Here is a 10,977-nt window from a genome sequence, read left to right as displayed (position 1 = left end):
GTCCTCGCTGTGTTTTTTCAAAGGAACCTCGTCCCGACCGTGCGGCCGGAGACGGGGTATCAACATATCTGGCGTTGACTTTTGGCACGCTGTTGAGTTCTCAAGGAACGGACGCTTCCTTTGTACTGACCCGATACTCTCGGGCTTTCCTCCGGGCGCTTCCCTTCGGTCTTGCGTTTCCGACTCTATCAGATCCTTTTCCGATCCGATTTCCTCGGTGCTTTCCAGGTTCCCGCTTCCGCGTTTCCCTTTCCGGCGGTTCCGACTCTATCAGATCCTTTCGGGCCCTGATTCCCCGTCAGAGGGGGTCGTCTTTCCGGCTGTTGGGCCGTTCCGACGAGTGAGACTCTAGCGGATTCCCGGCTCCCGAGCTAATCGGGGGCCGCGTCCTTTCGAACGTGGATTCCTGCATTCCGTAAATACACGCGCCCATGACACGACGACGCCGAACAGTACGACTGCTCGTCGAGAAGTGGTTGGTACCTGCGGAATCGCTGTCCGGGGACCGACCGGGGTCGGCGCTCACGTCGGACAACTCGGAGAACACTACGAGTGCGGACCTGGCGTGTCAACTCCAGGGCGGCCTGCCCGCTGGAGACGTACTCTTGGACGCGTGATGACGCGTACGTGTGACCAGCTCTGGTGGGCCGCCTGACGGCGGCCGTACTCACGTATGCACTCGACGGCCGCCGCTTCGGCGGCCGTTCTCGTATCTCCCTCCAGGAGGGGCGGCCGGCGGGTGGCGGCGGCCCTGACCAGGAGGTGGAGAGATGACACGGGTCTTCAGTGGGGTCAAGCCGACCGGGCACCTGACGCTGGGGAACTACCTGGGAGCCATGCGGCAGTGGGCCGCGGAGGACCAGCACCGATCGGACGCGTTGTTCTGCGTCGTCGACCTGCACGCGCTGACCGTGGACCACGATCCGGCGCGGGTGCGCAGGCTGAGTCGGCAGACGGCGTCGCTGCTGCTGGCGGCAGGGCTGGACCCGGAGCTGTGCACCGTGTTCGTGCAGAGTCACGTGGACGAGCACGCCCGGCTGTCGTACGTACTGGAGTGCGTCGCCACCGACGGGGAGATGCGGCGGATGATCCAGTACAAGGAGAAGGCCGTCCGGGAGCGGGAGCGGGGCGGGAGTGTGCGGCTGTCACTGCTGACGTATCCCGTGCTGATGGCCGCCGACATCCTGGCGTACGGGACCGACGACGTGCCGGTCGGGCATGACCAGACCCAGCATGTGGAGCTGGCGCGTGATCTCGCGGTGCGGTTCAACCAGCGGTACGGGCACACGTTCGTCGTGCCGCGGGCCACGAATCCCGCGGTGGCGGCCCGGGTGATGAATCTGCAGGACCCGGCGTCGAAGATGGGCAAGAGCGATGACGTCGGTCCGGGGATCGTCTATCTGCTGGACGAGCCGGACGTGGTGCGGAAGAAGGTGATGCGGGCCCTGACCGACAGCGGGCGCGAGGTCGTGTACGACCGGGAGGCGCGGCCGGGGCTCGCGAACCTGCTGGAGATCCTCGCCGCCTGCACGGGGGTGGATCCGGAAGAGCTGGCGGGTGCGTACGACTCGTACGGCGCCTTGAAGAAGGACACCGCCGAGGCCGTCGTCGAGGTGCTGCGGCCCGTGCAGGAGCGGCACAAGGAGCTGTGCGCGGATCCCGGGTACGTGGAGGGCGTGCTCCGGGAGGGCGCGGAGAAGGCCCGGGCCATGGCCCGCCCGACCGTGGATGCCGCCTACCGGGCGATCGGGCTGCTGCCGCCCGTGAACGCGGCCCGGTAGGCGCGGGGGCTGGTGGCGAGGCGCGATGCGAAGTGCTGGCGCATCGTGACCTCGCTGCCGAACCCGGCCCGGCGGGCGACCTCGGGCATCGGCAGGTCGGTGCGTTCCAGGAGCTTCTGGGCGGCGGCGACACGCTGGTCGAGGAGCCAGCGCAGTGGGGTGGTGCCGGTGGCCGCGGTGAAGTGGCGGGCGAACGAGCGCGGGGACATGCCGGCGCGGGCGGCCAGGTCGGCGACCGTCAGGGGCTCGTGGAGGTGGCGCAGGGCGTGTTCGCGGACGGCGGCGAGGGTGTCGGCGTCCCGGTCGGCGCGGGGTGTGGGGTGCTCGATGAACTGGGCCTGGGTGCCGGTGCGGAAGGGGGCGGTGACCATCGAGCGGGCGATGGTGGCGGCGGCTTCGGCGCCGTGGGCCAGGCGGACCAGGTGAAGGCAGAGGTCGATGCCGGCCGCCGTGCCGGCGGCGGTCCAGATGTTGTCGTCCTCGATGAAGAGGGCGTCGGGGACGACCGTGACGCGAGGGTGCCGGGCGCGCAGGAGGTCGATCAGCCTCCAGTGGGTGATGGCGCGGCGGCCGTCGAGGAGTCCGGCCTGGGCGAGGGTGAAGGCGCCGCCGCACAGGGCGGCGACGGTGGTGCCGCGGGCGTGGGCGCGGCGGAGGGCGTCCAGGACGGGGGCCGGCGCGGGGGTGAGGTGGTCGTCGAGGCCGGGCACCACGACGAGGTCGGCGCGGTCCAGCCAGCCGAGGGCGCGGTCGGGGTGCAGGGCGAGGCCGCCGCGCATGGGGACCGGGGTCGTGCCGTCGGCGGTGGCTCGGCGGAGGTCGAAGGCCGGGGCGCCGCGGTCGGTGCGGTCGGTGCCCCAGACCTCGGTGATGACGGAGACGTCGAAGGCCCGGACACCGGGGAAGGCCACGAGGGCGACGCGGTATGGGGCGGGGGCTGGGGTGATGGCTGTCGCTGTCGCTGCCATGGTGGCAGTAAACCATCGATCGCTGACTTTCCTCCCTCTGGGGAGTGGAGGCGCCCGGCGGCACGATCGGGGCATGGACATCGCGGAGAACGCAGCATTGGTGGTCGTGGACGTACAGCGGGGGTTCGAGGAGGTCGACTTCTGGGGGACGCGCAACAATCCGGCGGCGGACGACAACATCGCCGCTCTCATCGACGTATGGCAGTCGACCGGGCGGCCGGTCGTGTTCGTGCGGCACGACTCGGTCAAGCCCGGGTCGCCGCTGCGGGTCGGGTACGAGGGGAACGGGTTCAAGGAGTACGTGGAGCGGCGGCGCGGGAAGGGGAGCGGGGCCGAGCTGCTGGTGACGAAGAGCGTGAACTCGGCGTTCCTCGGGACGCCGGACCTGGGGGCCTGGCTTCGGGAGGCGGGGATCTCGCAGGTCGTGCTGGCCGGTATTCAGACGAACATGTGCGTCGAGACGACGGCGCGGATGGGCGGGAACCTCGGGTACGAGGTCGTGGTCGCCCTCGACGCGACGTACACCTTCGGTCTGGAGGGGCCCTTCGGCTGGCGGCGGAGCGCGGACGAGCTGGCGCGGGCGACGGCGGTGTCGCTGCACGGGGGCGGATTCGCGGAGGTGGTCACGACGGAGGACGTCGTGACCTCGGCGAAGTGAGCCCGCGCGCGGGGTGGCCGGGGATCCGGGAGGTCAGTCCTTGGTTCCGGAGGCGAGTTCGCGGCTGCGGTCGCGGGCGGCTTCCAGGGCGGCGATGAGGGCCGCGCGGACGCCGTGGTTCTCCAGTTCGCGGATGGCGTTGATCGTGGTGCCGGCGGGGGACGTGACGTTCTCGCGGAGCTTGACCGGGTGTTCGCCGCTGTCGCGGAGCATCTTCGCGGCGCCGATCGCGGACTGGACGATCAGGTCGTGGGCCTTGTCGCGGGGCAGGCCGAGGAGGATGCCGGCGTCGGTCATGGCTTCGACCAGGTAGAAGAAGTACGCGGGGCCGGAGCCGGAGAGGGCCGTGCAGGCGTCCTGCTGGGACTCGGGGACGCGGAGCGTCTTGCCGACGGCGCCGAAGATCTCCTCGGCGTGGGCGAGGTGGGCGGCGGTGGCGTGGGTGCCGGCGGAGATGACGGACATGGCCTCGTCGACGAGGGCGGGGGTGTTCGTCATGACGCGGACCACCGGGGTGCCGGTGGCGAGGCGGTCCTCGAAGAAGGAGGTCGGGATGCCTGCGGCGCCGCTGATGACCAGGCGGTCGGCCGGCACGTGCGGGGCGAGTTCGTCGAGGAGCGTGCCCATGTCCTGCGGCTTTACCGTGAGGATCAGGGTGTCGGCGGTCTTGGCGGCCTCGGCGTTGGTGACCGGGGTGACGCCGTAGCGGGTGCGGAGTTCGTCGGCCCGCTCCTGGCGGCGGGCGGTGACCAGGAGGTCGGCGGGTGCCCAGCCGGCTCCGATCATTCCGCTGAGCAGGGCTTCGCCGATCTTTCCGGTGCCGAGGACTGCGACTTTCTGGGTCATGGCTTTCGGTGCCCTCCGGTGCCCTGTCTCGGGTGCGTCGTCCGTCGGCGTCATCCTCGCACCCTGGGAGCGGGCGCGGGCGGGGCGTCCGGTGGGCGGGATGCCGGTGGGGCGGCCGAGGACGTCCAGGGTGCCGGTGACTTGGCCTGGGTGCCGACGACCGCGCGCATGAGGGGTCGAATTGCCGCAGCCGGAGGGGCCGCGAAGGCCGGTGATCCGGCCGCGCGGGACGGTGACCTCGAAGGCGCGCAGGACGGGGCGGGGGCCGCGGACGACGGTGAGGCTATCCGCGTGGACGGCGGGGGTGCCGCCTTGGCCGCCCTGGCTGTCGGGGCTATCGGGGCTGTCGGGGCTGTCGGGGCTGTCGGGGCCGTTGGGTGGGCCGGGGGGAGTAATCCGTCAGATGGTGAATTACTCCTCTCCCGCCCGGGTGCCGTCAAGCGCTCGCCGGTGTCCTGGCGAGCAGGAGCAGGACGTCGTAGGTCTCCTCGACCGTGCCGTCGGGGAAGACGGCCAGGAGGTGCTTCCGCTCCTCGGCCAGGAAGGCCGCGCCGCGGTCCGCGCCGTGGGTCAGGAAGACCGAGTGGCTGCCGAGGTTGGCCAGGTGCGTGTCGAGGGGGACCCGGCGGCTCCAGCGGATCCGGCGGAGGGCGAAGTCGAGGCGGCCGGTGGGGTCGGCGACGCGGGGGTGGACGTTCCGCTTCTCGGCGGAGACGTCCAGCCCGAAGTGGTGCTCGACGCGCTCGGCGGCCGCCGCGATCCACGGCACGTCGAGGGCGTCGGTGTTCCACCACAGTGCGAGCGCGCCGCCCGGGCGCAGCACGCGCAGTGCCTCCGGGACCGCCAGGGCGGGGTCGGTCCAGTGCCAGGCCTGGGCGTAGGTGAGGAAGTCGGCGCAGTGGCCGACGAGCGGGAGGGCGTTGCCGTTGCCCTGGACGATCGGCACGTCGGGCAGGGTGCGGCGGAACTCGGCCGCCATGCCGGCGCCGGGTTCGACGGCGACGACGTCGGCGCCGCGCGCGTGCAGGCGGGCGGTGGCGATGCCCGTACCGGCGCCCACGTCCACGACGCGGGAGCCGGACAGGGGGCGGCCGGCCAGTTCCTCCAGCGCGTCGAAGAGGGCGGGCGGGTAGGAGGGGCGGCTGGCGGCGTACTGGGCCGCGGCGGCGTTGAAGGAGTGGGCGCGGGCGGTGTGGGAGGCGGGGGAAGGTGTGGTCCGGGATGTCGTCATACGGCCATCGTGGCCGGACGGCGGGGCTGCGCACCGGGGGTTTTCACGGGCGTTGACCATCGGCCGACCGGTCGGGCCGACGTGCCGAGCAGGTGGGGCGGCGTGGACCCGGCCGTTGCACGGGCGGCCGGCGGCGGCTAGTGCCGCGGCAGGCAACGTTTGCCCGGTAAGGAGCGGCGTCCGGTGCGTGCTCTCGGCGTGCCGGCCGGAAGCCCTCGTACTGGACGTACTCGGGCTTTCGGCCGGTGCGGCGAGAGTGCGTGCCGGGCGTCGCGACGGGGCGAACGTTGCCTGTTGCGGCACTAGCGGCGGCGTTTCTTCGACGGGTTGCCCGAGCGGCGGGTGGTGCGCTTCTCGTAGTCCTCGCGGGCCTTGTCGTACTCGGCGCGGTGGAGTTTCTCGCCCGGGGCCTCGGTGAAGGTGCGGAAGAAGTAGGCCAGGAGCGAGCCGACGAAGCCGACGGCCAGCAGACCGCGCAGGGAGGCCTGGCGGTCGGGGTCGGGCCGGCTGGTGAAGCCCGACCAGGTGTGGCGGAAGGCCAGGGCGCTGCAGATCGCGAACATCACGATCATCAGCAGCGAGACGAAGCTGCCGATGTCGGCGATCTGGAGGCCCTGGTAGGCGATGCGGAGCACGAAACAGGCGGCGGCCGCCGCGGCGAGGGAACCGACGGCCAGGCCGGCCCGGCGGGCGGCGTAGCCGTTGTCGTGGTTCACCCAGGTCGTGCCGTAGAACCGGAGGGGTTCGGGGCGGGGGCCGGTGGGGGGCGTGGAGCCCGCGGGGGTGTCCGGGGTGCCGTTCTTGCCGTTCTCTGCGCTCACGGGTCGATTATGGCGCCGGAGGTGCCGCGGGCTCCGGGTGGGCTCGGGGCCGGGTGGGCTCGGGGCCGGGGGCCCTAGGAGCAGCGGGGAGCGACGTAGCCGTCGCTGCCGGTGCGGACGTACGCGTCGGAGATGTACTGGCCGTTGCCGATCTTGTCCCAGATGGACGAGGTGCCGTACGGGCCCGACACCCTCGTACCCGGCGTCTGGCAGCTGATCACGACCGAGGAGCCCTCGGGCAGGACCCGTACGACGGAGTAGCCGGTGCCGGGACCGCTGCGGACGTTGACCCGGTAGCCCGGCGCGACCGGGTAGGAGCGCAGGGCCGTGGCAGCCGCCGTGGTGACGGCCTCCGCGGTCGCGTCCTCGTCCCCGCCTCCGGATTGCGCGATCTGGTCGACAGACATGAGAAGACCTCCCCCGTTGAACCCCACGGCTGTCGTGGGGCCACGTTGATTCCCCTGTAACGGGAAGTGAAACGCGAGTTCGCAACTCGCACGCGGAGGCTAGCAAGCCTCCTCGGCCCCGTACGACTCATCGACTAGGCTCCGAGCGTCGCGCGCGCTACGGAACAGCACGGGGGTGGTCCCATGGCGCCACAGGAGAACGCCGGAGCGGGCGCGGAAGCGGAACTTCCGGAGTACGCCGGTCACTACCACCTGGAGTCCTGCCTGGGCTCGGGTGGCATGGGGGTCGTGCACCTGGCCCGGAGCACCTCCGGGATGCGGGTCGCGGTGAAGGTCGTGCACGCCCGGTACGCCATGGACCCAGAGTTCAGAGGGCGGTTCCGGCAGGAGGTGGCCGCCGCGCGGCGGGTGAGCGGGGCCTTCACCGCGCCGGTCGTCGACGCCGACCCGGATGCCGAACGGCCGTGGATGGCCACACTGTTCATTCCCGGGCCGACGCTCTCGGAAGAGGTGAAGCGGAACGGGCCGATGGACCCGGCCCAGTTGCGCCGGCTGATGGCCGGGCTCGCCGAGGCGCTGCGGGACATCCACCGGGTCGGGGTCGTCCACCGGGACCTCAAGCCGAGCAACGTGCTGCTCGCCGAGGACGGTCCGAAGGTCATCGACTTCGGCATCTCCCGGCCCAAGGACAGTGAACTGCGGACCGAGACCGGGAAGTTGATCGGTACGCCGCCGTTCATGGCGCCCGAGCAGTTCCGGCGGCCCCGGGAGGTGGGCCCCGCGGCCGACGTCTTCGCGCTCGGCTCGCTGATGGTGCACGCGGCGACCGGGCGCGGGCCCTTCGACTCCGACAGTCCGTACGTCGTCGCCTATCAGGTGGTGCACGACGAGCCCGACCTGACCGGCGTGCCGGAGACGCTCGCGCCGCTGGTGCTGCGGTGCCTCGCCAAGGAGCCCGACGAGCGGCCCACGCCGGACGAGCTGATGTTGCGGCTGCGGTCGGTGGCGGCGTCGTACGACACGCAGGCGTTCATACCCGCGCAGCGGACAGGGGACGCCGACACTCCGGAAGCCCCGGAAGCCCCGGAAGCCCCGGCGGGCGACTCGCCCGAGCCCAGGGGGGACGCGCCGGCCAGGCGGCCCGTACGGCGTCTCAGCACGCGGGCGTCCCTGGTGGCAGGGGCGCTCTTCCTCGCCGTGACCGGCGGCCTCGCCTCGGTCCAGGTGCTCGACAGCGCCGAACCGGCGCGCAGGACCGCCGCCGCGCAGAGCACGTCGGGCGGCTTCGGCGCGTGGGAGACGGTGGCTGACGCGGAGGGTGGTGGCATGCCCCAGTGCTCGTACGGGCCCGAGAGGCTGCTGTGCGCGCGGCCCGGCCTGGTCTTCGCGCTGGATCCGGCCGACGGCCGCACGCTGTGGCGGCACGAGGTCGTGGAGGCGACGCGGAACGAACCACCGGTCGTCTCGGGCGGGCTCGTGCAGCCCGAGGTCGGCCTGATCGGTGACCTGGAGGCGCTCGACCCCGCCACGGGCAGGCCGGTGTGGCAGGAGGACATGCCCGAGTACGACGGACTGCGGTGCGTGGGCGACATGCTGCTGCTCACCCGCGCGGACGGGACGGTCACCGGCGTGGACAGCGCCTCGGGCCGGACCAAGTGGTCCCACCGGATCCCGGGGCAGTCCGTGCCGTACTTCACCTCGTTCGCCGGGGACCCTTCGGCGTACGCGACGACCGTGTCCGGGGACGGGGCGAGCACGCACGTCACCGCGGTGGACCCGGTGACGGGCGAGGTGCGGTGGAACGCCGATCTGGAAGGGGCGCTGACGCCCGTGGGGGCGGCGGACGGGTCCGTGTACTTCCTCGGGGGCGGCGCCGTCCACGGGAACGCACAGGCCGTGGTCCGCCACACGCCCGGCACCGGATCCACCCGCCGGGTGACGCTGCCGGTGCCGGTCGAGCAGGCGGAGGCCGGCGTGCACGGGGCCACCGTGTACCTCATGGGCGCGGGCGGCTCACTGGTCGCCGTCGACATGGCCGCGGGATCCCAGCGTTGGCGGCTGGAGACGGGCGTGAGCCGGGGCTCGGTGCCCGTCTCCGACGGGCGGCACGTGTACGTCACCGCTCCCGACGGGCGGCTCCTCGGCGTGGACGCCCTGAAGGGCAGGCTCCTCGGGCAGACGCGCCCGCGTCTCGGTGCCGACTCCGACCGTGTCCCCGCTGCGCTGCCCGAGCCCGTGCTCGCGGGCGGCCACGTCTACGCCGGGGCGCCCGACGGGACCGTGTTCGGCGTGGCGGGAGGGGACCCGGCCGCCTGGTAACGGCCGCGGGCCCGCGAGTCCGGGCCAGGCCGGGACCGGGCCCAGCCGGACCGGAGCCAGGCCGAGGCCGGTCAGCCCAGCTTGGTCACGTCGCGCACCGCGCCCTTGTCCGCGCTCGTCGCCATCGCGGCGTACGCCTTCAGGGCCGCGGAGACCTTGCGGTCGCGGTTCTTCGGGGCGTACACGCCGTTCAGGGCCTGCTCGCGGCGGGCCAGCTCGGCGTCGTCCACCAGCAGCTCGATGGAGCGGTTCGGGATGTCGATGCGGATGCGGTCGCCGTCCTCGACCAGGGCGATGGTGCCGCCGGCCGCCGCCTCCGGCGAGGCGTGGCCGATGGACAGGCCCGAGGTGCCGCCGGAGAAGCGGCCGTCGGTGACCAGGGCGCAGGCCTTTCCGAGGCCGCGGCCCTTCAGGTACGAGGTCGGGTAGAGCATCTCCTGCATGCCGGGGCCGCCCTTGGGGCCCTCGTAGCGGATGACGACGACGTCGCCCTCCTTGACCTGCTGGGTGAGGATCTTCTGGACGGCTTCCTCCTGCGACTCGCAGACGACCGCCGGGCCCTCGAAGGTCCAGATGGACTCGTCGACGCCGGCCGTCTTCACCACGCAGCCGTCCACGGCGAGGTTGCCGCGCAGGACCGCGAGGCCGCCGTCCTTGGAGTAGGCGTGCTCGACGGAGCGGATGCAGCCGCCCTCGGCGTCCTCGTCCAGGGAGTCCCAGCGCTCGGACTGGGAGAAGGCCTCCGCCGACCGCACACATCCGGGAGCGGCGTGCCACAGCTCGACCGCCTCCTGCGACGGGGAGCCGCCGCGCACGTCCCAGGTCTTCAGCCAGTCGGCCAGGGACGGGCTGTGCACGGAGTGGACGTCCTCGTTGAGCAGGCCCCCGCGGTGCAGTTCACCGAGGAGGGCGGGGATGCCGCCGGCGCGGTGCACGTCCTCCATGTAGTACGTGCGGTCCTTGGCGACGTTGGGCGCGACCTTGGCGAGGCACGGGACGCGGCGCGAGAGGGCGTCCATCTCCGTGAGGCCGAAGGGGACCTCCGCCTCCTGGGCGGCGGCCAGCAGGTGCAGGATCGTGTTGGTGGAGCCGCCCATCGCGATGTCCAGCGCCATGGCGTTCTCGAAGGCCGCTGCGGTCGCGATGTTGCGGGGCAGGACCGAGTCGTCGTCCTGCTCGTAGTAGCGGCGGGTCAGGTCGAGCACCGTGTGCGCGGCGTTCTCGTAGAGCGCCTTGCGGGCGGTGTGGGTGGCCAGGACCGAGCCGTTGCCCGGGAGGGAGAGACCGATGGCCTCGGTCAGGCAGTTCATCGAGTTGGCGGTGAACATGCCGGAGCAGGAGCCGCAGGTGGGACAGGCGTTCTCCTCGATCCGGAGGATGTCCGCGTCGGAGATCTTGTCGTTGACCGCCTCCGACATCGCGTCGACCAGGTCCAGCGTGCGGACCGTGCCGTCGACCAGGGTGGCGCGGCCGGACTCCATCGGGCCGCCGGAGACGAAGACCGTCGGGATGTTCAGCCGCAGGGCCGCGTTGAGCATGCCCGGGGTGATCTTGTCGCAGTTGGAGATGCAGATCAGGGCGTCGGCGCAGTGGGCCTCGACCATGTACTCCACGCTGTCCGCGATCAGGTCGCGGGAAGGCAGGGAGTAGAGCATGCCGCCGTGGCCCATGGCGATGCCGTCGTCGACGGCGATCGTGTTGAACTCGCGGGGGATGCCGCCGGCCGCGACGACCGCCTCGCTGACGATCCGGCCGACCGGGGCGAGGTGCGTGTGGCCCGGCACGAACTCCGTGAAGCTGTTGGCGACGGCGATGATCGGCTTCCGCCCGATGTCCGCGCCGGGTACACCGGAGGCGCGCATAAGGGCGCGGGCGCCCGCCATGTTGCGGCCGTGGGTGACTGTGCGGGACCTCAGTTCGGGCATCGTCGCTCGCTCCTTCGGAGA

General features: G+C 72.1%; 9 protein-coding genes. 3 read left to right on the top strand and 6 right to left on the bottom strand.

Annotated elements, in window-relative coordinates; all coding sequences use genetic code 11:
* The first annotated feature begins 770 nt into the window (after window positions 1–770).
* Window positions 771–1,781: a tryptophan--tRNA ligase gene (trpS, locus tag RM812_RS31790; protein WP_311580342.1), complete on the top strand. Its 1,011-nt coding sequence runs from the start codon at window positions 771–773 to the stop codon at window positions 1,779–1,781.
* Here trpS and RM812_RS31785 read toward each other — a convergent pair.
* Entirely contained in the window at window positions 1,736–2,749 is a 1,014-nt protein-coding gene (locus RM812_RS31785) for a GlxA family transcriptional regulator (RefSeq protein WP_311580339.1), read from the bottom strand. The two genes, trpS and RM812_RS31785, sit on opposite strands and share 46 nt — an antisense overlap.
* A gap of 73 nt (window positions 2,750–2,822) precedes the next feature.
* On the opposite strand from RM812_RS31785, the gene RM812_RS31780 reads away from it, so the two are divergent.
* A complete protein-coding gene (locus RM812_RS31780) occupies window positions 2,823–3,407 on the top strand; it encodes a cysteine hydrolase family protein (protein WP_311580336.1) in 585 nt (194 codons plus the stop codon).
* Between the two features lie 33 nt (window positions 3,408–3,440).
* Here the strand turns inward: RM812_RS31780 and proC are convergent, their stop codons facing one another.
* The 4 genes from proC to RM812_RS31760 form a co-directional block, all read right to left on the bottom strand.
* Window positions 3,441–4,253, bottom strand: coding sequence for a pyrroline-5-carboxylate reductase (proC, locus tag RM812_RS31775; protein WP_311580333.1), 813 nt, complete (start codon window positions 4,251–4,253; stop codon window positions 3,441–3,443).
* Between the two features lie 436 nt (window positions 4,254–4,689).
* Complete coding sequence (locus RM812_RS31770; protein ID WP_311580330.1) at window positions 4,690–5,484, bottom strand: class I SAM-dependent methyltransferase; 795 nt, start codon at window positions 5,482–5,484, stop codon at window positions 4,690–4,692.
* A 302-nt stretch (window positions 5,485–5,786) separates the two neighbouring features.
* Window positions 5,787–6,305 (bottom strand): EamA/RhaT family transporter, encoded by a 519-nt coding sequence (locus RM812_RS31765; protein ID WP_311580327.1) that lies wholly within the window; start codon window positions 6,303–6,305, stop codon window positions 5,787–5,789.
* Between the two features lie 74 nt (window positions 6,306–6,379).
* Entirely contained in the window at window positions 6,380–6,712 is a 333-nt protein-coding gene (locus tag RM812_RS31760; protein ID WP_311580323.1) for an SH3 domain-containing protein, read from the bottom strand.
* Between the two features lie 183 nt (window positions 6,713–6,895).
* Between RM812_RS31760 and RM812_RS31755 the strand changes: the two genes are divergently transcribed.
* Window positions 6,896–9,031: a serine/threonine-protein kinase gene (locus tag RM812_RS31755; protein WP_311580319.1), complete on the top strand. Its 2,136-nt coding sequence runs from the start codon at window positions 6,896–6,898 to the stop codon at window positions 9,029–9,031.
* A 71-nt stretch (window positions 9,032–9,102) separates the two neighbouring features.
* On the opposite strand, the gene ilvD is transcribed toward RM812_RS31755, so the two are convergent.
* Window positions 9,103–10,956 (bottom strand): dihydroxy-acid dehydratase, encoded by a 1,854-nt coding sequence (gene ilvD, locus RM812_RS31750; protein WP_311580317.1) that lies wholly within the window; start codon window positions 10,954–10,956, stop codon window positions 9,103–9,105.
* Between the last annotated feature and the right edge of the window lie 21 nt (window positions 10,957–10,977).

Source organism: Streptomyces lancefieldiae (assembly GCF_031845825.1).
In the GTDB taxonomy this organism is placed as follows: domain Bacteria; phylum Actinomycetota; class Actinomycetes; order Streptomycetales; family Streptomycetaceae; genus Streptomyces; species Streptomyces lancefieldiae.
Note: the sequence above shows the minus strand (reverse complement) of the source record. Positions and strands in the feature narration are given on the sequence as shown.

What these genes read in the sequence shown, in the direction of transcription:
- RM812_RS31760 (WP_311580323.1), bottom strand. Translation starts at nt 6,712, where the DNA reads ATGTCTGTCGACCAGATCGCGCAATCCGGAGGCGGGGACGAGGACGCG.
- trpS (WP_311580342.1), top strand. Translation starts at nt 771, where the DNA reads ATGACACGGGTCTTCAGTGGGGTCAAGCCGACCGGGCACCTGACGCTG.
- RM812_RS31780 (WP_311580336.1), top strand. Translation starts at nt 2,823, where the DNA reads ATGGACATCGCGGAGAACGCAGCATTGGTGGTCGTGGACGTACAGCGG.
- RM812_RS31785 (WP_311580339.1), bottom strand. Translation starts at nt 2,749, where the DNA reads ATGGCAGCGACAGCGACAGCCATCACCCCAGCCCCCGCCCCATACCGC.
- RM812_RS31770 (WP_311580330.1), bottom strand. Translation starts at nt 5,484, where the DNA reads ATGACGACATCCCGGACCACACCTTCCCCCGCCTCCCACACCGCCCGC.
- proC (WP_311580333.1), bottom strand. Translation starts at nt 4,253, where the DNA reads ATGACCCAGAAAGTCGCAGTCCTCGGCACCGGAAAGATCGGCGAAGCC.
- RM812_RS31755 (WP_311580319.1), top strand. Translation starts at nt 6,896, where the DNA reads ATGGCGCCACAGGAGAACGCCGGAGCGGGCGCGGAAGCGGAACTTCCG.
- ilvD (WP_311580317.1), bottom strand. Translation starts at nt 10,956, where the DNA reads ATGCCCGAACTGAGGTCCCGCACAGTCACCCACGGCCGCAACATGGCG.